The following is a 22,695-nucleotide window of genomic DNA, read 5'->3' on the forward strand; positions in this document are numbered from 1 at the left end:
GATTGTCAACAGAAATTTAGACAGTTTTCTTAAGGTCAATCAGTCTGTATTCTGCAGGTGTCCTATAACCCAACGAGGAATGGATCCGGATGTTGTTGTACCAATGGACATAGTCCGCCAGTCCAAGTGCCAGCTCCTCCTGTGATCTAAAGGTGCTCTGATAAACAAACTCAGTTTTGAATACTTTGAAGGCTGCCTCCGCCACGGCATTATCATAAGGACAGCCCTTTTTGCTTAGCGACCTCTGAATTTTGAAGGTTGCCAGAAGCCCGTCAATGGCATTGTTCTTGAACTCACTTCCGCGGTCTGTATGGAATATCCGGATCTTTTTCAGTTCAGGCCGGATACGGGCAAAAGCTTGATACACCAGCTTGGGATCTTTGTGGGGACCCGAACTATAGCCAATGAATTCCCGGTTATGCAGATCCGTAATCAGACACACGTAGTTCCATCTGCCAGCCACGCGTACGTACGTCAAATCGCTGACAACAACCTCCAGATAGTCTCTGTTATTGAATTGTTGCTCCACATGGTTGTTGATTTCTTCTTCATTAGTGTGCTTATGCTGAACTTTGAACTGTGCCACCGTATAGTTGGAGACAAGGCCCAGCTCCTTCATGATTCGGCCGATCCGCCTTCTGGAGGCTACGGTGCCTTCTTTTCTAAGCTCTTCTTTGATTTTCCGGGTACCATAGTTGCGTCTGCTGGCCAGGAAAATCTGTTTGATCGAATCCCGCAAAGCATACTCGTCTGCTTTGCATTTCGGCTTGTAGTACAACGTGCTTCTTGCAATTTGTAGGACGATGCACATTGCTGATATCGAGTATTTGTCTTTGTTGGCTAAAATGACATCTACTTTCGTCCTATTATCAGCGCTGCTTGCTTTAAAATATCATTCTCCATCCGTAACTGCTTGAGCTCTTTGCGCATGCTGATCAGTTCGTTTTCCTGATCCGTGCGGTTATTCTTCTCCCGGAAGGATCCGCGGTCTTGATACTGATTGATCCACCGTGTCAGGGAGGAGGGAGTCAATTCATACTCCCGGATCAGGTCTGCTTTGCGTTTCCCGTTCTGGTAGAGCTTTACTATCTGCTCTTTAAACTCATCGGTATAGTCTCTTCGTTCTCTTCTGATCATTAGAAAGCTCCTTTTCGTGTACTCTATTCTATATGACCTTAGAAAACCTGTCTAACTTAGTATAGCCTATCCATTTTGCCGATTTGACACATCAAATTAATACGATTGCAACTGACGCAACAATAGTTGATATTATCAATAGCGACTTTACTTTGGTAGGCAACCCAGAAGCAAATGATAATAGACTGACTGTATCAGCAGATCGTAGAACCTTGAGCTGGAATATTGGTTCTATAAGTGATGAGGCGAAATCTGCAACCTTCCGTGTCGAAGCAAATAATGATCTTTATGGCGCCGCCTGGACGAATGAGGCTGCCTGGCTTTATTTCAATCCGGTTTCAGAAAACCATTTTTATGCTGACAGCAAATATGATAATACTGCTCAGAACAATCTGGCATCAAAAGTGATTGCCTTTAATCAGCCGGTTGTTCCCGTTCCTCCTATTGCAGCAAATGACGATTATTATGGTGTCATAGCTGGAAATGTTTTAACCACAACCCTTGATGCTGCACCCAAAGGTGTTCTTGCTAATGATCCTTCTGCAGTAATGCATACTATTGAGAATTGGACAACCTTGGAAGTTAAAGCAGTACTTGTAGAAAATTCAGGACCTTCTAAAGGTGAATTGCTTGAATTCCACGATAATGGAACATTTAAGTATCAAAGCGACGAGGAGGCAGATGGAACAGATACATTTAGATATCAGATTGTTACTACGGTGCAATACGGTGAGGAAGAACCTTTTGATTTGATAGATGAAGCTACAGTTACTATTAGTATCACAGCATTGGAAAAATACGATCTTACAGTAATCTATAAAGATATAGATACTGATGACGCTCTAACCCCTGATCCTGATCCAAACAGTGGTAAATCATACCCACAAAACGGAATTTTTAGAGTAGACATAGTTGATTTTGCGAATTATTCTTTCAGCAGTTATCATCCAACAAATCTTAAGGTAAAGCCTGGAACTCTTGAAGGCACTATGCCTGGTGAGAATTTGACAGTTACACTTTATTATCAGAAAGTAGAAGTAGGTTCAACAATTTTCTATTATAAGGGTGATTATGATACACCAATAGGTTCTCCTACTGGTTATCCTGGTCCTTCCGGCAAATGGGGATCAGAAGCTAAGCTGACAGATGATATGATCGAAAAATATCTGGAAGATCATTATTCTGTAAAAGGCAATCCTTCTGATTTCAAAATAACTTTGGATAAAGATGCGTCTGAGAATATTTTCAAAATTCTTTATACCAAGGATCAGTATCCATATACGGTAGAATATTATTTTACCGATAGTGGTTCTGAAGAACCTGTTGAATCTTACGACTTTGATCCGGTTGATTATGGCACGCAAATTGATGAGATTGATGATCCTGAAAAAGACCTGACTGGCTATGTATTGAATCAGCAACTGTCAACTATATTGCCTTACACCATCATTGATAGTGATAATATAATCAAAGCTTACTATGATAGAAAACAGGTTGGCTGGATAATTGAGTATTATTACTATACAGATGGTCAGACAGATAAAGTATGGCTGGCTGATGCAGCTGGAACTCCAGCACAATGGGGTGCCGAAGTTTCGCTTGCACAAGATCAGATAAATGCTTATCTGAATCAAAGCGGTACAACTGCTGGTAAAGGTTATTATGCCACCGGCTCTCTGGAAGAAGGAGATTATAAGATTACACTTGATCTGAATCCAGAAAAAAATGTTATAGAAGTTGTCTATAAGAGTGTACCTGTAGCCAATGATGATTGGGGTTATGAAACAGATATTGGCGAAGCTATTACAATTAATGTACTGGCGAACGACTATGATCCTGATGGTGATGAGCTTACAGTTACAAAAATTACAAATAATCCGCTTTATGGAACCGCAGCCATAAATGATAATGGAACAATTACTTATACACATACTATTTCTCTTGATCATGGCTATGACAGCTTTGTTTATGAAATAGTAGATGAAAATGGTAATACAGATACTGCTACAGTAACAATCTATATACATCCATATTATCCGCTGAATCTTTATTTTATAGATATAGATACCGGAGCCAGGATAGTAATAGATGGAAGCGTTATAGACGATAATCCTTCATCTCTTCTTATGAAACGTGGTTCTGAATATCTAATAGGAGCAGATACACGTGAGATTCCAGGATTCACTTATCTAGGTATTTTCCCGCAGATCGAGCAACCTCCTGTAGCTTACAGTTTTGCTGCATTAGATGTATATGATATGCCGGAAGATGAAGAGAGAATGATCCCGGAAGATCTGGACATTGCTGATTTACTAGAATCTGAAGATATAACTATGATTGAAGGTGGATTGTACAGATATCTTATTTATCAACGTGATCAGATAGATTATACAGTAGAGTATTATCTGAATAGAAACCAAGATGTACCTTTTGAAATCTGGGACGGATCAGCGTTGTACGAGAGCATTGTCGAAGATTATCCTCAGCCTGAGACTCTCGATTTAACTGTTTTTGAACTGGATCGTGTTGAAGGATTGCCACTGTTTATAGGACTTGAGTCAGAAAATAATGTCATAAGAGTATATTATGCGGCAACTCCGATCGCTGAAGATGATAGTGCAACAACACCTCAGGATCAGCCTGTAACAATTAATGTGCTGGTAAATGACAGTGATCCTGGCGGAGGATCTCTTACTGTAGTATCAACTACAGATCCTGAAAATGCAACTGTTGTAATCAATCAGGATGGTACTCTTACTGTTACGCCTGCAGCAGGTTTTGTTGGTACTATAACATTCGATTATACTATTGAGAATGAAGATTTAAGACAGGCAACCGCAACGGTGACAATAACAGTTACTGAAATTGATCAGCCTGAACCTACACCGTTACCACCACTGCCGGTAATCACACCAGCTCCTGAACCGGTTCCTTTGGCTCCGGTAACACCTGCTCCTTTACCTGTGATTACACCAATCACTGATCCTGTACCGCTTGCTCCAGCCTTGCCTACTATTGACGTAGTGCAGGAAGAACTACCGCAATCAGGTGAAAATGCACCATTATGGCCGGCTGGTTTTGCTTTACTGGTATTGGCTGGCAGTGTCAAACTTCTGATTCAGCGCAGTAAAAAGGAATTACAGGGTAAATAACAATACTAGTTGCAAGTAAATAGCAGTATTGTTATCAGGCTAATGCCAGAAACCCACTGGAATTAGAATAATTCATAAACAATAATTTTCTCAATAATAGCAAAGATCCGTTTTTAAGCGGGTCTTTGTTTTTTGTCAACAAACTTCAAGGTAAGTTATGCTACAATTAGAGCAGAATTAATGACACAGGAGGGCAAGTTCATGAAATTAAATCTCATGCATCCGGCAGATCAGCTGGTGATTACAATGGAGCGTATATATAGAAACGGTATGACAACAACCTCAGGTGGTAATTTGTCAATACTTGATCCTGCTGGTGATATCTGGATTACTCCGGGCGGTGTTGATAAAGGTTCATTAACAAGAGCTGATATTATGTGCATAAAAGCAGACGATAGTATTGAAGGTCATCATAAACCATCTATTGAAACAAGCCTGCATCTGGCAGCTTATAAGGCAAGAATCAATATTAAAGCTGTATTACATGCTCATTCTCCCGCTTTGTCAGCATTTTGCATGTTGCATCAACTGCCTGATTTCAGACTCATACCTAATACAAGAATCGTTTGCGGCAAAATAACTTTTGCGGAATATGCCATGATGGGAACAGAACAGCTGGCTCAGCTTGTAGGCAAGGAATTTGCCGAAGGTGCACAGGCTGTAATTATGGAAAACCATGGTGTTGTTGTCAGTGGAGAATCCATGGCTCAAGCCTACCGCATTTTCGAAACATTGGAATTTGCAGCCAGAAGTGAGCTTTTATCAAGACGTCTTGGTGCCCCCAATAAATTGACGGAAGATGAGATTGATATAGCAAGAACAAGGGCTCATACCAGGCTTAGTGAATTTAATCTCAAATATCACAGCAGCAAAGAGCTGGGCTTGCGCCGAGAGATTTCTATGTTGATTCAAAGAGGTTTACAGCAACAGCTTTTTTATAGTTCGCAAGGCACCATATCAACCAGAGTAGACAAAAACACATTTCTGATTACACCTTTTGGCATGGATCGCAGGGAAATAAATGAGGAAAACATCGTTCTGGTGAAAAAGGGATTAAAAGAAGCTGGCAAAGTTCCCAGCAGAGCAGTTTTCCTGCATGAACTTATTTATCATCGAAATCCTCATATACAGGCAATTGTGGCAGCGCAACCACCTCATATAATGGCATATACGATTACAAAGAAAGATTTTGATGCTACTTTGATGCCTGAACCCTATGTTCTCTTGCACGATCTGCCTCGGGCTCCATATGGCTTAAATTATACAAATCCCCAGCAGACAGCAGATCTTTTTAAGGATAAAATATCAAGTGTTCTGTTGGAAAATGACGGCATAATTACAACAGGCAAAAGTCTGACCCAGGCTTTTGACAGAATGGAAGTTGCTGAATTTACGGCAAAAGCTTCCCTTTATGTTGCAGGAATGGAAGAATTAAAGCCGTTAACAAAAGACAAAATAGAAGAACTTGATGCCAATTTTAATTTTTGACACAATTTATGGAGGAATCACAATGTCTTTAGTACCTATAACATCAATGCTGGAAAAAGCGACTGCCGGTAATTATGGCGTTGCTGCTTTTAATGTGGAAAACATGGAATTCATACAAGGAGTGATGGCGGCTGTCAATGAACTTGGTATGCCTGTAATTCTTCAAACAACACCTTCTACTCTTGGTTATGCAGGTATAGGATTTTTTCGTGATATGACTTTGCAGGCTATGTCGCAGTACAACATAAAAACACCGGTGGCTTTGCATCTCGATCATGGATCTGGCTTTGATTTGGCTGTTCAGGCAATAAGAGGCGGATATTCCTCGGTTATGATAGATGGATCACAGCTGCCGCTTGAAGGCAATATAGATATTACTTCCAGAGTTGTTGCGGTTGCACATGCTTGTGGCGTATCTGTAGAGGCCGAACTTGGCAGCATAGGTGGCAAAGAAGATGATCTCGAAGTTGAGCAATCAGGTATGACTGACCCGCAGACTGCTCTGGAATTTGTCAGTAAAAGCTATTGCGATGTGCTGGCTGTAGCAATAGGTACTGCTCATGGTCTATATAAAGGCGAACCCAAGCTTGATCTTGAACGTCTGCGCGCAATTCGCAAGCTGGTAGATATTCCTTTGGTACTTCATGGTACTTCAGGCGTTCCCGATGATGTTGTAGTCAAATGTATCGGTATAGGAGTAAGTAAAGTAAATTATGCAACTGATCTTAGAGTGGCATTTACTTCTGCTTTGCAAAAATCACTTGCAGAACAGCCCTCAAAATTTGATCCTAAAGTTCATTTGAAGGCAGCACGTGAAGCTGTCAAGCAAACTGCCATAGAGAGAATGAACATGCTTGCCTGCGGCAAATGCTGAAAAGCAGAGTAAAAAAATAACGAAACAAAGTCAGAATTTTAATAGAAATAATTTTAGAAGTATAATATTCTATGGAATGGTTGCCGGCTTTTACTAATAAATTTTTTGTTTTAGATTAAATAATATGCCGGCAAGTCAGTAATTATTAAAAGGAGATAGTTAATATGTTAAAAGGAATACCTGCTATTTTACCGCCTGAACTGCTCAAAGTTCTTATGGAAATGGGACATGGAGATGAAATATGTATAGGCGACGGGAATTTTCCTCATGCCAGCATGAATGATCGCGTGATCAGATGTGATGGACATGGTGTGCCGGAAATTCTGGAAGCAATACTTAAACTTATGCCACTTGATATTTATGTAGATAAACCGGCAATTTTGATGGAAGTTGTGCCTGGTGACACGGTGAAAACACCAATCTGGGACGTTTATAAGGAAATTATTGCTAAATATGATAAACGCGGAGCTGATGCTGTCACCAATATCGGACGTTTTGAATTTTATGATCAGGCAAAAACCTGCTATGCTGTTGTATCTACAGGTGAAAAAGCTCTTTATGCCAATATAATTCTAAAAAAAGGTGTAGTTGTAGAATAAAAATTTTATACTAAAACTATAATATTTTGAGAAGATGCACAAAAACAGATTTCTGTTCAAGGGCATCTTCTTTTTATATTGATATATGTTCATTATAGGAATATAATAGCCTTGTAATTGGTCTGTTTTTTTACAGCGGAAGCAGATCTTGCCTGATATCATGTGTGCTAGAGGATATATGAAGGATATAATCCTTATTGTCTGGAAAGGACTGTGAAATGAAATGAAACGTTCTTTTATCAAAGGTTCACCACGCTTAGCCTAAAAGCGAGGCTGAAAAGAGAGAGCTTAACTCCAGAAAAAATTAAGCAGAATAATTCTTTTCAATCTTGTTCTGAATCAGGTTATAAATCAAAATTTTGCCGGTTTACTCGTTTTATGAGTGTACTGGTAGCAGCTGTATTTCTTATGTCGCTGGTTCCGGCGTCATCTATTTTAGCAGAAGGTCCGGCTCCCGGAGAAATTATTATTAATAAAACCTCGACTCCTGTAGACGGAAATCCTCGTCAGTTTGATATTGAACTGACCGTTAGAGGAACCCCTTTAGAAGCTCCCGTACCAACAGATATTGTCCTTGTTCTTGATATTTCCAACAGTATGAATTACAAGCTCGGGGGAATATCAAGATTAAAAGCACTGAAAAATGCAGCTAATGATTTCATTGATGGTGTTTTGACAGAATATACCGATGCAGAAATAGCGATAGTAACATATTCAGGTGCAAAAGACAAAGAGCGGATATGGATTCCCAAAAAGGGATGGAAAACAATCAATGTTGATGAACCGTATAATGATGCAACTATCGCAATTGATTTTAGTAAAATAAAAGCTGATTTACACGAGATAGTAAATGAACTTGAGGCTGACGGCGGCACAAATATGCAGTCTGGATTTATTGTAGCAAATAGTGTACTCAAGGGAGAAGGAAGTCTCAAAGGTTCCAGACTAAATGCCAGGAAAATGGTTATTTTCATGACCGATGGCGTGCCTACATATTATTATGATAGCAACGGATTAACTGCAGGCCCCGGTAACGTATTTAGTGAAACAGCAAGAGATGAGGCGATTGCTGCGGCAAAATTAATTGATGCAGATGTTTATACTGTCGGCCTTATTCCTGACGGGTCAATGAATGAGACAGAAAAGCAGCAGGTAGAATCTGTCCTTGATCCAACAGGTGAAAACAAATATCAGACTAAATATTTTTCTCCAAGTACTGCAGATGAATTATCAAGTGTTTTTCAGGAATTGATTATTGATCACACTATTATTGCAACAAATGCTTCGATAGTTGATATCATAGATCAAGATTTTAGTTATGTTTCTGATTCTGCAAGTGATGATCCGGAAATAATCGGAAATAAGCTCGTATGGCAAATAGAGGATATAGGCAGCCAAGAGCAAAAGGTCAGTCTAAGGATTGAAGCAGACGATTATATTTTTGGACAGGCATACACAAATGAAGCTGCTTATCTATATTTCGATCCAATAGAAGAAAATACTTTCTATGCCAATGGATATGACAATCCGGATTACATTAATGATGAACCTATCTATGATTATCGTAGTATAGCTTTGTTTGAAAATGGCAACAATATCCCAAGTAAAATGCTCGAATACAATATGCCGGTTGAACCATTGCAGCCAACAGCTGTTGATGATGAATATCAGGTAATTATTGGCGGTCTTCTTGAAGTCGAACAACCAGGTGTCATGACAAATGATATGCTGGCTGATATTTACAAAATGGAAGACGATGACTGGATTATTAACAGCATTGAGACAGAAAAGTTAACAGACCCTGTAAAAGGAAATTTGGAGAGTTTTGGCAGTGACGGATCATTTGTTTATCTGCATGATGGAGAGGATCTTTTGACAGATAGCTTCGAATATCTGCTCAAAGTTTATATGTCAAGAGGAGAAGAGGACATAACTCTTTCTGATACAGCAGTTGTAAATATCGAAATATTACCATTGCCTCCTGAACCGACACCTGTGCCGACGGAAACTCCAACTTTACCAACAATAACAGATACAACAGATCCTGTACCTCTGGCACCTGTTTTGCCAACTATATCAGTAATTGAGCAGACCTTGCCTTTAGCATCTGTTTTGCCGACAATTGCGCAAGCACAGGAACAAATTCCCAAGTCAGGTGAAAATGCCCCCTTGTGGCCGCTTGGACTGGCTTTAATAATTATTGCTGTTGGTGCAGGTTTATTAATCCGGCGGCATACGAGAAAAGAAGATAAAAATGATTTGAAAGAATGGAAAGAATAATATTTTATTAAGGAGACAGCTATGCTTTACAACCAGTGGAAAAAAGAATAGAGAGCAGAGGCTTTGTTATAAGTTATACAGGGTCTTTGCTCTGTTATTACGTTATTGACTTATATCAGTTTTGTTACGATTTTTGTAATAATTAATATTTTAATTTTGGCAATGATATAATGGGCAATAAGTAAAGTACTATCGTACAAGATATTTATACGAAATCATCTGTTTATTTATTGAAAGAAGTTATACAATTAAGTTGTCACGAAATAGCACGGTTTGTTTTAAAAAATCAAATGTTTCATGCTATTTTGTCATCGGGAAACAGTGGGGATTTTAAGTATTTTATGGCGACAGAAAGAAAAGCTTTAGGAACACTTTTAATTGAATCAGGAATAATAAGCGAAGAACAGCTCAAGCTGGCACTGGATAATCAGAGAACTTCCGGCAAAAGACTGGGAGAAGTTTTGATTGATCTGGAAATAGTAACCGAAAAGCAGATTCTGGAAGTTCTGGAGTATCAGCTAAAGATTCCCTTTGTTGATCTAAATAAATATGATATTGATGAAAAATGCCCTTTGCTTATTAATGAAGCGATGGCAAGAAGACATCAGATAATGCCTGTAAAGAGGGAAAATGGCAATCTGATTGTTGTGATGACCGATCCTCTTAATTTACAGGCTCTGGATGATGTAAGAATTTTCACCGGTCAGTCCGTAAGTCCTTTGATGGCTTTGCAAAATGATGTAATGACAGCAATAGATAAATATTATAGCCGTGAAGGTGCGGAAAAAGCTGTTGAAGACTTTAAGAAAGAAATTGATCTGGATCAGTTTGATGAATCCGAGAGCGAAGCATTAAGTGATGTTAGCAATGCCCCGGTAGTAAGACTTGTAAATTCAGTTATACAGCATGCTATCCGGTCAAGAGCAAGTGATATTCATATAGAACCTTTTGAGAAAAATCTGAGAATCAGATTCAGAGTAGATGGTGAACTTCAGGAAATAATGAAATCGTCCAAAGCCGCACATCCTGCTATTGTGACACGCATCAAGATAATGGGCAAAATGGATATTGCTGAGAAGCGTGTCCCGCAAGATGGCAGAGTAGAAATGTCACTTGACGGTAAAGATGTAGATTTACGTATTTCGATTTTACCCACTGTATACGGGGAAAAAATAGTTATCAGACTACTTGGCCGCAGTGATCTGGTAATGAGTAAGGAACAGCTGGGTTTTTCGGAAACAAATATTGTACTTTTTGACAGTATAATCAAAAGTACAAACGGTATTATTTTGGTAACCGGACCTACAGGATCGGGTAAAACAACCACCCTATATGCTGTGTTGAGAGAACTTAATAAGATCAATCATAATATCATTACAGTGGAGGATCCTGTTGAATATAGGCTTGAGGGCGTTAATCAAGTTCAGGTTAATACCAAAGCGGGGCTGACTTTTGCCAATGGGTTGAGATCAATTTTAAGACAAGATCCCGATATTATAATGATCGGTGAGATCAGAGATAGTGAAACAGCCCAGATAGCAGTTAGAGCAGCGATAACAGGGCATTTGGTCTTGAGTACTATGCATACCAATGATTCGGCATCAACTGTATCAAGACTGGTTGATATGGGAATAGAGCCCTATCTTGTTTCATCTTCTGTGGTTGGAGTTACTGCACAGAGGCTGATGCGCAGAATTTGTCCTGAATGTAAAACAGTTTATCAGACAGATCGGGCAGAGATGGATATTCTCAAGGTTAGAGAACCGGTAAACGTTTATCATGGAGTAGGCTGCAGTAATTGTAACCATACAGGATATAAAGGCAGAATAGCTATACATGAAATAATGCAGGTTACAAGCCAGATCAGAGAACTGATAGACAAAAGAGCAAGCATGGATCATATGCGTAATATCTCGAGAAAGCATGGTACGACGACTCTGAGAGATAATGCAGTAGAGCTTGTAATGTCAGGAGTAACAACTATAGATGAATTATTAAAAGTGACCTATAGCATAGAATAAATAATAAAAATGACTATTAATGACAAAACGGTAAAATGAATTAACAATAAGAGACTTTTTAGAAAAAATGCATAACTATAATATAAATAGAAGGAGGTGGGGATTCTTGGTTATTGATGTTTTGACAATGTTAACAGATGTTGTAAGACTTAAGGCATCTGATCTTCATATCACCGTGGCTATACCACCTATGATCAGAATTAACCAGATTCTCAGACCATATAATGAAAAACCGCTGACGCCGGAGGATACTGAAGCAATAACAAGAAGCATTCTCACTCCTGAGCAAATGCTTGTATTGGACAAAAAAGGAGAGCTTGATTTCTCGTATATAGTACCTCAGCTAAGCAGATTTCGTGTAAATGCCTATAAGCAGCGCAGCAGTTATGGTATAGCTTTCAGAGTTATCAATATAGTTGTTCCTACGATTGATGAACTGGGGTTCCCGTCTACTCTTAAAGGTCTTGCCTTAAAGACAAGAGGTCTCATACTGGTTACCGGACCTACGGGAAGTGGTAAGTCAACAACTATGGCTGCTATGGTAGACCATATTAACCGTAACCGTAACTGTCATGTTCTGACTTTGGAAGAGCCTATTGAATACCTGCACAGACATGGCAACAGCATGATCAATCAACGTGAGGTGGGCACAGATACAAGGAGTTTTGCTTCAGGGTTAAGAGCTGCCTTGCGTGAAGATCCGGATGTAATAATGGTTGGTGAGATGCGTGATCTGGAAACCATATCTACAGCCATTACGGCAGCAGAAACAGGACATCTTGTTATGTCTACACTGCATACAACAGGTGCAGAACAGACAATAGACAGAATTATTGATGTTTTTCCACCGCATCAGCAGCAGCAGGTCAGGGTTCAGTTGTCTGTAGTTTTGCAGGCTGTAATATCTCAGTTGCTTTTGCCATCGGTGGATAATGATAGTATGTTGGCTGCACAGGAAATAATGGTCGCAAACAATGCGGTGCGCAATCTGATCAGAGATGGCAAAACAAATCAGTTGCAGACCGTTATACAGACTCATACAAAATCCGGGATGGTTCCGCTTGATCTCTCGCTTAGTAATCTTGTTAAACAAAATAAGATTACTAATGAGACAGCAAATGCATTTGCACTTGATCGTGACATGTTGAAGAGATACATGGAAGGATAATGGAGGATTTGATCTAAATGGCTTCATATGAATACAAAGCTATAAAACAAGGCGGTGAAATGATTGAAGGCAGTATCATTGCCAAAGACAAAAATGAAGTTTTGGAAATGCTGCGTGAGAAGGAGTTTCGTCCAATTGCTGTCAGTGAACTCAAGCAGAGCCAGAGCATGGATCTTTCCGGCAGTTTTTCACGTGTCAAAGTTAAGGATATTGCTATTTTCTGCCGCCAGTTCTATACGATGCTGCACTCTGGTATCAGCATAATACAGTGTCTGGATATACTTCGTCAGCAATTTGACAATGTGAAGCTAAGAAAAATCATTGGTGAAATTTATGAACAGGTACAGAAGGGATCTTCAATGTCTGAATCAATGCGTATGCATAAAGATGTTTTCCCGGAACTGTTGATAAATATGGTTGAGGCAGGCGAAGCCAGTGGTAACATTGATGTAATTATGCAACGTATGGCAGAGCATTTTGAAAAAGATACCAAGCTAAGACGTAAAATAACAGGTGCTATGGTTTATCCGATTGTGCTTGCATCAGTCATGGTAATAGTTGTTACAGGCCTTATAACATTTGTAATGCCAACCTTTATCGGAATGTTTACAGGCAGCGGCACTGAGTTGCCTTTGCCAACAAGAATTCTACTAGCGATCAGCAATTTTATGACCAGCTACTGGTACATAATAATAGGTGTTCTTTTTGCCGTGATTTATCTGTTTGCCAGAAGCCTTAAAACAGATTCCGGCAGGCATGCTTTTGACAGATTTAAGTTAAAACTGCCGATTTTCAAAAATGTGACAATTCGAGTAGCGACTACTCGTTTTGCCAGAACGCTTTCCACCTTGCTGGCAAGTGGTATTCCTCTTCTGACTGCTATGGAAATAACGTCCAAGGTTGTAGGCAATAAAGTTGTTGAACGGGCTATCATGAATGTCCGGGAAGATGTAAGAAAAGGTTTTGATCTTGCAGGTCCTATTAAGAGAACCAAACTATTCCCGCCAATGGTTGACAGTATGATCCGTATAGGTGAAGAATCCGGTTCTCTTGATGATGTTCTGCAAAAAACAGCTGATTTTTATGATGAGGAAGTAGATGCCGCCATCTCGAAAATGACATCACTGATGGAACCTCTGCTGATAGTTATTATGGCGGTAGTAATCGGTTCGGTCGTTATATCAATAGCTCTGCCTATGTTTAATATGTTTGATACTATCGGCTAGGCAAAAAAGAAAAACTAATCTTGGTTTCAACAGACAGGATTCTGTTAAACATAAATTAAATTAAATTTTGGGAGGTAATCAAAATGACACATGCAATGACAATTCAAGAAAAAAAGAACATCCGCAAAAACCGTAAAGGTTTCACTCTGATCGAACTGATCGTAGTTATCGCTATCCTGGCTATTCTGGCTGCAATTGCAATACCGGCTTTCACAGGAACACAAAGAAGAGCTCAAGAGAGAGTTCACAATTCAAACCGTCAAGTGTTGACTAGTGCTGCTAGGGTTTATATTGCTGAAGTTGGTGCCGCAACTGCTGCTGGGACTTATACTAGTGGTTCTCTAGGAGGATTTGGGGCTTATATTGATGTTGATGGTTGGCCAACTAACCCTATTTCAAGTGGAACTGGTTCAGGTGCATATCAAGTTGTAATTGGTACAAATGGTTCTGTAACAGTAACTCCTGCAGCCGTTGGTGAAACTACTCCTACAACTAGTACCTAATAAATATTTATAACAACACCAACTTCTCTTAACTGAGAAAATCTAACCGAAAAACATTATAGCAAAGGCGGTACCATGGCAATTGTCGTCATGGTATTTGCCCTTTTGCTAAGTTAAACACTTATGTGACAATTATTGACCTCTAAGGGTGTTATAATGTGATTATGTGGATGGATCTATACGAAGTTATTATATAAGCACAGATGAAGAATAAAATTTTATGATCAGTATCATTATCAGGGAGTTGAAAGTAATGAAGATGACGCCGGGAAAATTTATTAATCCAAAATCAAGGAAGGGTAATGCCATGATTTTTGTAATCCTGGCTTTTGCGCTGGTTATGATTTTTGCGGCATCGATTGCTTTCATGTTCAGTACTAATCTTACCCAGACGGTAAGACAAGAAGAAAGTTCACAGGCATATTACATTGCTCTGTCAGGTGTTGACCTGGCAAGATCAGCATTGGCAAAAGAGAATGCCGGCGGTATCCGTTTGATCAGTTCATTTTGGAACTCTAGTGGCAACCTTATTCTTAGCAGCAGCGGTATTACCGATACTATTACGGTTGAAAGCGGCGGTGAGGTAATCGGTACAGCGTCTATCAGAATAGATGCTTCCGGTACAGGTGCTGCCAAACAGGTAATTATTACATCAACAGGTACTCATACACAGTCAGGTACCAGCAGAACATTAACGCTTAAACTGACTAATATTGATTCTTTCCCGTATATGAATGAAAACTGGGAATGATTTGTTTTGACATATCAGTTATCTTATCGGCAAAAATAAAGAAAAGATGACTTTTGAAATAAGGTGATTTTGGTGAAAAGAATTATTAAGAGAAAAAAGGGAATAACTCTGATTGAACTTGTGGTAGCAATGGCTTTGCTTACTATTGTTATTGCTATGAGTTTTAGTATGATCAGTTTTGGTAATCTTGTTACGAGAAAAGTAACAGATGAGTATGATGTGCAGTCATCTACCAGACTTGTTACCGAGTATACAAACCGTGTTGCAAGGTATTCTACTGCTGCTTTTACCGTGCCTCGTTCCAGTTTCAGAGAGGATAAGCTTGATCCAAACTGGAATTATATTGGCATGATGGATGGCAGTGTGGTTCAGTATGAGGCAAATGTTTCAACAGGAACTCATACAAAGACTGTTTTAGCCGAAGCAAATGACAGCGTTTATTATGAGGTTGTATTTAATAGGGCGCCCAATGATTATTACGATAAAATTGTAACTTTTTCTATTCAGGGTTTTATCAGGGATAAGGCAATTGAATATGATGCATATGGCAATAAAATAGCACATATAAATATTTTTTCGCAGGCAGAGTCTTTGAATTCATTGCAGGTTATTCATAATGGTACTTCCTCCAATCCGGCAGTTGCAATGGCTTACAGAATGGATGACCGTGCTGATCCACAGCGGCCTTCTGCAAATGTAGCTATGGTTTTGGATATGTCCGGCAGTATGAATGATAATATGAATGGCAATACTACCAATAATGCACAACAAAGGAGAATTTATTTTCTCAAACAATCATTGACTTCTCTGATTAATCAGTTTAGTACCTCGCAGTATTCCTCATATATTTCACTTGTACCGTTTTCCGATGCTGCCAATAACCCCAGAGCAATGGTTGATGTTACGGTAGCCAGCGGCAAGCAGACTGTAATGAATAATGTGAATGCGCTTTCTGCCGACGGTGGCACAAATACCGGTGATGGTATCAGAAGAGCATATTATCAGATAGCAGGTTTTAGAGACCCTGATGTCATTGCCAGAGAATATATTATTATTCTGGTAGATGGTGTTACTACAGCTCATACAAGAACAGGTATTAATAGCCCTTCAAGTGCTTACTGGACTGCTAATGGTAATGTAACAATTAGTACCTGGAGCAGTGGATCTTATAGAAACGGTAATATATACGGTCTTGGGCATTCTTTATGTTCTCAAAGTACAGCTTATGTCAACACAATCGGTAATATGGTCAAAAGTGATCTCGATTCTAATGGCAATCAACGAATAAAGACTTTTGTAATCGGTTTTTCTAATAATACTGACGATTTCGGCAGTTTGAACGATATTGCGGATGCAGTTAATGCTACAGGCTATACAGATGCAGGTGGCACTTATCGTAAGTTTTTCACAGCAGGTAGTGAAGCGGAATTAAGTCAGATATTTGATAGTTTGCATGGATTGATTTTATCTGATCTTTTCCATATTGATGGGCCAACCTTGCAGTAGGAATTTGCGGCAGAAAGGGTGATTTACTAATGTCTTTAAATAAAAAAGGCTTAACCATGATCGAGATTGTTGTTTCGGTAGGTATTCTGGGAATTATTGCCGTTCTTTTTCTGACTGCTTTTTCCGGTCAGTTTGCCATGTTCTCGCGTACAGGTAAGCTTACGGATGATTTATTTCAGTCTCAGGAGATAATTGAGCAAGACATTGAAAGAATCAAGGCTGATCTTGCTCAGGGTACAGGTGCGATTAGCAATCAGCATATCTCCTATAATCTTTTTGCCGGTACCACCTATGCACGTCAAGTTAGCGGTTATGTAAGTGATACCAAATTGCATTCGGCTGAACCTCAGTTGGTAACGGTTGTTTCAGATGGTAGATTACCTGATTTCCCGGTACCTTCGGTTATTGATGCTAATTTAAGAATTGTCAGAAATGGCACTGCAGCAACTTCACTGCTTGATAATTATGAGAATGTTTCTTTGCCTGGACTTAGTTTGCGTGCGACGTCTACTATAGATGAAAATGGTGTTTATTATACCAGCAGACATGAATGGTATGTTTCAAATCCAGGGTTTAATATTCCTGTCATTTCCAGGAATAATCCCAATTATGAAAGTCTGGTCAGTTCTGATTATGACCATGGCAGATTATATCCATTGTTTCCTAATGATTACAGTCCTGTGCCTGTTTCGGCTTATTCCGGTAATACGACAGAAAGTATATTGAGTACCCTTTCAGAAACTTATGCCGGCAGACATATTATTTATCAGGTAACTCCTTTTGCTGTTAGCGGGCGTAAAGGCGAATCTGTTTTTAGTGATCCCGTATTTTTGTCTGGTCCGTCCGTGAGAGAAGGTCGCATACTGCATCTTGATGCATCTTTGATCAGCAAAGCCGATTTTGGTACTGCTAATAGTGCTCTTTTTGCCTCAAATAGTACTAAAGTTAAAAGATGGCAGGATCAGTCCGGACTTAATAACCATGCTGTTCAGAATACAGAAAGCTTAATGCCTGATGTTGAAGAAGTAAATTATCATGATTCTATGTCTCTTTGGGGTAAAGCCATTTCCGGTTCATCTGGTGGTTCAGAACTTTCCATTGCCAGTTTTAATACTTCCGGTGCACTTACGGAATATACCGTTGCGGTGGTGGCAAAAAGACTTACAAATGAATCTCACGATATTTTGATTGCCAGGAATGGTTCAGATACTGTCTGGGCTATCGGTTATGATGATCTTGATCTTGTTTTTGATTCTTCTGCTTCAGGTGGTATTCCGGCTATACGAAATTTGGCAGTAGATGATAGCTGGCATATACTGCTCTTTGATTTTAAATCTGACGGAACTGTTGAAGTATATTTAGATGATGAAACCAGCCCTAGTGCTGTTGGTACAATTGCTACAGGTTATACTATAAATAGTATGAATATAAATTTGTCTGATAATTATGAATTGGCGGAAATACTGATGTATCGAGGTTTATCTGCTGCCAATAAAACGAAAGTCAGAGATTTTCTCAATAATAAATATCAACCAGATCCGGCTGAACATGCAGTTACAATCAGTTATCTGCTTCCTGTAGCCGATCAGGTTATTATAAAGGGTGATACTATTGCCGGACTTCCGGGAAGTGTACCTGCGCATATGAGCAACGGGTCGATTCAAAATGTTGCTATAGCCTGGGATGGTAGTTTTAATTCCAGCACGGTTGGTACATATTCCATAACTGGCAGAGCAGTTATGAATAATACAAAAACTGTCTCTGCGGTAATTCATGTGCTGGGTATAGATCAGCTCCAGCTTTCACCTTCAAATGTAAATATTATACAAGGAACAGACTATCCGCTTCCTGTGCGTCTACCGGCACAAGTCAGTAATACTCAGCTTTCCAGAGTTATGGATGTACTGGTCAACTGGTTTGATGTTTCGGCCGGTCTTCCTGGTAATTCTCTTAACAATCTTAGTGTGCTTTCGGCGTCTGCTTCTGCTTATACTATTCGGGCATATGCTGGTCTTGATAATGCGATTTCAGCCGATTTGTCTGTTAGTGTAGATGCACATACTCCTGTTACAGGAGTTAGTCTGAATAAAAACTCTTCTACAGTTAACCTGAATTCAAGCGATACTCTTGTAGCAACTGTTCATCCTACTAATGCCACATATAAGGATATTAGCTGGCTCTCGTCTAATTCTGCAGTAGTAAGTATAACTAATACGGCTACCCCTGGTACTGTTCAGATAAATGCTATCAGTGGCGGCAATGCTGTTATTACTGTTACAACGGCTGAAGGTGGATTTACGGCAACCTGTAATGTTACCGTGCATGTACCGCTAACCGAACTTTCCTTCCCGCAAGGTACTGTTTCAATGAGTAGAAATAGTACTCAAAATGCATTGAATTGGTTGACATTTACACCTGCTAATGCAACAAATAAAAATGTTACTTGGCATTCAAGTAATACAAATATTGCAACAGTTACTTCTAGTGGCATTGTTTCAACTAGAAATACGAATGGTAGGACAAATATTACCGCCAGATCGGTTGAAAATAATGCTATTTTTGCTGAATTCGAAATTCAGGTTTCAGGTAATTCAGGCTGCTAGCATAAATATGAGCAAATAATAAATATAACAGGAATAAATGACTTCTGAGGTGAATGATGCGTCCGATACTGATTGACTTTGAGCTTTTTGACAGATATATTGCGGTTGAATCCTATATTGTGTTCAACCTTATTCTTAATCCTTTAATATTTGTCGTTTTGGGCGCTCTTTTTCTAAATTCGCTGACAAAAAACAAATTACGTTCCTGGCTTTCGGCGATAACTATTGCAGTTCTTGTTATTATCGGTTCGAGATTTGTCTGGTCATTGGGTGTTATCGGCCGTGGTGACGGTAGCAGTGCCAATCCTTTTCAATTATTCCCGGGTGGCTTTACTATGGTGGGCGGTTTTGTTTTTGCGGCACCATTTTTCCCGCTTGTGGCAAAATTTAATCGTATAAATACCTGGCAGTTTCTCGATATGCTTACTCCCGGCTGGGCACTTGGTATTATGTTTAATAAGATAGGCTGCTTTTTAAATGGTTGTTGTATAGGTGTAAAAACAGAAAGTTTCTTTGGTATGCAGTTCCCTATGGTTGATTATCCTGATCCTGTATTTCCCACACAATTATACGAATCGATTTCAGGTCTTATCGGGTTTTTAATAGTACTTGTTATTTTGAAAAGGCAGAAGGCAAAAGGTCTTAGTTTTAGCTTTTTTGCCTTTTATTTTGCAGTTGTTAGATTTCTGCTTGATTTTATCAAGGAAGTACCGCCTAAAATGACTTTGCCGTCGTTGCTTTTGCCGGTTTCATATAGTCTGCTGATAATATTAACCGGTTATATATTTCTACGTAAATTATCGGAGCATCGACGATTATCTTTATCAGAGAGAGAGGTATAAGGTTATAAGTATATTGCCTTATTGATCTTTTTTGAATAAATAATTCAACATGGAGGAGGAGATTTTGTGATTTCAGGTAAAGTACTGGCATTGGATATCGGACATAGATATATTCACATGGCAGAAGGAAAAATCGGCAAAAAACAGATGGATATATCAAAGTACGCCATAGTGGAGACTCCGGAAGGTTCTGTTAAGGAAGGAGCTATTGCAGATAATCTGTCATTAAAAAATGCCATAGTTACTGCTTTGAAAACTAATGGCTTTAAGAATGACCGGGTTATTATTACCATTAAGAGCCCTCAGATTATTGTGAGAGACTTTTCTATGCCTGTTGTGAAACCAGAAGAATACAGATCTATGATTCATCTGGAAATGGAGCAGTATGTACCAAGTCTTGCAACCGATTATACTTTGGGTTTTGTGCTGCAGGATAAGCCGGCCGGATTTGCGCAGGATATGTTGATGATAAAAGCATATGCTATGCCCAAAAGGTTGATATCGGAATATAATGAATTGCTCAAAGGTGCAGGATTAAAGCCAGTGGTTATTGATGCTCATGTCAATACTGCCTCAAAACTGGCAAAAAAAGTCTTTTTCCCGAATGGTCCTGAAAGTTCTTCTGTAAACTGGCGAACTGCTGCCCTGATTGACTTTGGCTATGAGTATACCGATCTCAATATTATGAGCGCCGGTAAATCTGTTTTTAACAGACTTATATCAAATGGCAGCCGGATGCTCTGGTCAGAGGTAGCAAGAAATAATAATCTCTCTTTAAAACAGGCAGAAGCTATTGTTGCTAAAGAGGTTGACCTTAAAAATGTCAATGGTGATAAAATTCAGGAAACTGTAAGATCATATTCGACAAAACTTCTGGCGGATATTCAGACTAATCTGCAATTTTATATAGGCAGAAATCAGGAGAAAAAACCTGATATCATGTTTATTTATGGAGGATTTTCCAGACTGTCCGGTTTTACTGAACTTATCAGCAGCACTTTTAATGTTCCGGTTTACTGTTTTGATGATATCCCTGTCATAAGTCAGAAAATTAAAAACAAGGAAAAACCGATTGATTATGTTCAGTTTATAAATGTACTTGGTGCATTTATCAGGAATGATTGAGGAAGGAGGGATATTATGCATGATTTGAATTTTTTGCAGACTTCTGTAGAAAAAAAGAAAAAATCACCCGTGACCGCAGTTTTAATTGTTTTGGCAATTCTTATGGTGTGTGGATTTTCTCTTTTTTACATACTGATGAATCTGAGCTTTATCAAAACAGAAAATAAGATCAGCGAGCTTCAGGACTATATTGCTTCAGAAGATGTTAGAATGCAGTATGAAGAATTAAATGCACTTAGATCAGAACAAGAGTTTTATTCTTCTGTTTTGGATGATTTAAACAAGTTGGATAATCATCTTGCTTCGATTAATTATATGCAAGGTTCTGTTATTGATAAACTGTTTGCAGCTACTCCATCGAGTGTAGAATTCAATTCTGTAAATTTTAGAGATCGCTTGATTGATTTTGAAGCCGAGGCTGATAATGAAGCAGCCGCAGCCTTGTGGTTGTATCAGGTAGGGCAGCTTGATTTTGTTGAGTCTGCCAGTATATCGGCAATAACCATAGACGAGTTAAGTGGTAAGGCCAATGTTTCATTGTCCTGTCTGCTTGTGGAGGTGAATCAGCAATGAATATTACAGCAAGAGAAAAAATAATGCTGCTGGCTTTGTTGTTGGTAGCTATCATTGCGGTAGGGTACTATTTTGTATTTGTACCTGTTATGGAAAAAAGCAGTGATTTAATTATGAAGCGTATAGATGTTCAGGCCCAGGCTGACGAAGTACAAATAGAACTTGCTGCCTTGCCAAGAATTAGAAATGATGTTGATGAGTATAAGAACAGTCTGACTGATCTGGCTGCTCCTTTTTATGCAGTTATTTTGCAAGATGAATTGATTTTGCAAATAGATGATCTCATCAAATTATCTGGCATTATGGTTGATGCTTATTCTTTTTCGCAGCAGCAAGGCATAACTGTAATGTCCTCTGCTGCAGTTATGCCGGAAGCTGAATCACAAGAGAGTCAGCAAGGCGAAAATTCTGATTCGGACGCAGCAGTAAATGAGGCTGCTCCAGTTACACAAAATGTTGAATCTACTATTGCTAATACACAGCTTTTGTCTGCTGATATTCAGTTTAGTGGCACATATGATCAGCTTCGTTCCTTTATTTCTCAAGCCGAGGGGTTAAATCGTGCTATCAGAATAAGTAACCTTTCTTATCAGGTTGATTTTATTAGTCCTGATGAGCAAGAAGAATCTGTTCAGCCGGAAACACCTGATGTGCAAGACGAAGAAGAAAATGAAGAAGAAAATATTACCGATGCCGATGAAGAGGAAGCAGAAACAGAAACTGCCGATCAGACAGATACAAACAATGTGCAAACAGCAGCTGTTTTACGCAGTGGCATAAGAGGAAGTTTTACAATTGAATTTTATGCTATTAATACACTTATTGCTCAGGACGCTTAATTTAAAAA

At 39.1% G+C, this 22,695-nt stretch carries 17 protein-coding genes; 16 read left to right on the forward strand and 1 reads right to left on the reverse strand.

Translation table 11 applies throughout. The annotated features are described in order from the left end of the window. Positions 1 to 16: 16 nt before the first annotated feature. A protein-coding gene (locus tag AC0KSB_RS13170; RefSeq protein ID WP_472310034.1) for an IS3 family transposase occupies positions 17 to 1,137 on the reverse strand; the annotation gives its coding sequence in 2 pieces (ribosomal slippage) (positions 17 to 888 and positions 888 to 1,137; 1,122 coding nt in all). A gap of 83 nt (positions 1,138 to 1,220) precedes the next feature. Between AC0KSB_RS13170 and AC0KSB_RS13175 the strand changes: the two genes are divergently transcribed. From AC0KSB_RS13175 to AC0KSB_RS13250, 16 genes are all read left to right on the forward strand, one after another. Beyond that, positions 1,221 to 4,289: an Ig-like domain-containing protein gene (locus tag AC0KSB_RS13175; protein ID WP_472310036.1), complete on the forward strand. Its 3,069-nt coding sequence runs from the start codon at positions 1,221 to 1,223 to the stop codon at positions 4,287 to 4,289. A 201-nt stretch (positions 4,290 to 4,490) separates the two neighbouring features. Then, the gene (locus AC0KSB_RS13180; RefSeq protein ID WP_472310038.1) at positions 4,491 to 5,777 is read left to right on the forward strand and encodes a class II aldolase/adducin family protein; all 1,287 of its coding nucleotides are present in this window, start codon (positions 4,491 to 4,493) and stop codon (positions 5,775 to 5,777) included. Positions 5,778 to 5,799: 22 nt separating this feature from the next. Further along, complete coding sequence (locus AC0KSB_RS13185) at positions 5,800 to 6,651, forward strand: class II fructose-bisphosphate aldolase (RefSeq protein ID WP_472310040.1); 852 nt, start codon at positions 5,800 to 5,802, stop codon at positions 6,649 to 6,651. A gap of 164 nt (positions 6,652 to 6,815) precedes the next feature. Then, positions 6,816 to 7,250: an RbsD/FucU family protein gene (locus tag AC0KSB_RS13190; protein WP_472310042.1), complete on the forward strand. Its 435-nt coding sequence runs from the start codon at positions 6,816 to 6,818 to the stop codon at positions 7,248 to 7,250. A 378-nt stretch (positions 7,251 to 7,628) separates the two neighbouring features. Next, complete coding sequence (locus AC0KSB_RS13195; protein WP_472310044.1) at positions 7,629 to 9,530, forward strand: VWA domain-containing protein; 1,902 nt, start codon at positions 7,629 to 7,631, stop codon at positions 9,528 to 9,530. A gap of 341 nt (positions 9,531 to 9,871) precedes the next feature. Continuing rightward, positions 9,872 to 11,551 (forward strand): type II secretion system ATPase GspE, encoded by a 1,680-nt coding sequence (gene gspE, locus AC0KSB_RS13200; protein ID WP_472310046.1) that lies wholly within the window; start codon positions 9,872 to 9,874, stop codon positions 11,549 to 11,551. Between the two features lie 106 nt (positions 11,552 to 11,657). Beyond that, positions 11,658 to 12,719 carry a type IV pilus twitching motility protein PilT gene (locus AC0KSB_RS13205; protein ID WP_472310048.1) on the forward strand — a complete coding sequence of 354 codons (1,062 nt, stop codon included), beginning with the start codon at positions 11,658 to 11,660 and terminating at the stop codon, positions 12,717 to 12,719. A 17-nt stretch (positions 12,720 to 12,736) separates the two neighbouring features. After that, positions 12,737 to 13,945 (forward strand): type II secretion system F family protein, encoded by a 1,209-nt coding sequence (locus AC0KSB_RS13210; RefSeq protein WP_472310050.1) that lies wholly within the window; start codon positions 12,737 to 12,739, stop codon positions 13,943 to 13,945. 83 nt (positions 13,946 to 14,028) lie between these two features. Then, complete coding sequence (locus AC0KSB_RS13215) at positions 14,029 to 14,448, forward strand: prepilin-type N-terminal cleavage/methylation domain-containing protein (protein WP_472310052.1); 420 nt, start codon at positions 14,029 to 14,031, stop codon at positions 14,446 to 14,448. A gap of 253 nt (positions 14,449 to 14,701) precedes the next feature. Continuing rightward, positions 14,702 to 15,199, forward strand: coding sequence for a hypothetical protein (locus AC0KSB_RS13220; RefSeq protein ID WP_472310054.1), 498 nt, complete (start codon positions 14,702 to 14,704; stop codon positions 15,197 to 15,199). 72 nt (positions 15,200 to 15,271) lie between these two features. After that, positions 15,272 to 16,705: a VWA domain-containing protein gene (locus tag AC0KSB_RS13225; protein WP_472310056.1), complete on the forward strand. Its 1,434-nt coding sequence runs from the start codon at positions 15,272 to 15,274 to the stop codon at positions 16,703 to 16,705. 29 nt (positions 16,706 to 16,734) lie between these two features. Then, positions 16,735 to 19,308 (forward strand): Ig-like domain-containing protein, encoded by a 2,574-nt coding sequence (locus AC0KSB_RS13230; RefSeq protein ID WP_472310058.1) that lies wholly within the window; start codon positions 16,735 to 16,737, stop codon positions 19,306 to 19,308. A 56-nt stretch (positions 19,309 to 19,364) separates the two neighbouring features. Next, positions 19,365 to 20,150: a prolipoprotein diacylglyceryl transferase gene (locus AC0KSB_RS13235; RefSeq protein ID WP_472310060.1), complete on the forward strand. Its 786-nt coding sequence runs from the start codon at positions 19,365 to 19,367 to the stop codon at positions 20,148 to 20,150. A 66-nt stretch (positions 20,151 to 20,216) separates the two neighbouring features. Further along, complete coding sequence (gene pilM, locus AC0KSB_RS13240; protein WP_472310062.1) at positions 20,217 to 21,275, forward strand: pilus assembly protein PilM; 1,059 nt, start codon at positions 20,217 to 20,219, stop codon at positions 21,273 to 21,275. A gap of 15 nt (positions 21,276 to 21,290) precedes the next feature. After that, positions 21,291 to 21,848, forward strand: coding sequence for a hypothetical protein (locus AC0KSB_RS13245; RefSeq protein WP_472310064.1), 558 nt, complete (start codon positions 21,291 to 21,293; stop codon positions 21,846 to 21,848). Then, complete coding sequence (locus tag AC0KSB_RS13250; protein ID WP_472310066.1) at positions 21,845 to 22,687, forward strand: hypothetical protein; 843 nt, start codon at positions 21,845 to 21,847, stop codon at positions 22,685 to 22,687. The genes AC0KSB_RS13245 and AC0KSB_RS13250 overlap by 4 nt, the downstream gene beginning before the upstream one ends. The last annotated feature ends 8 nt before the right edge of the window (positions 22,688 to 22,695 follow it).

The organism is Ercella succinigenes, from assembly GCF_900002895.1.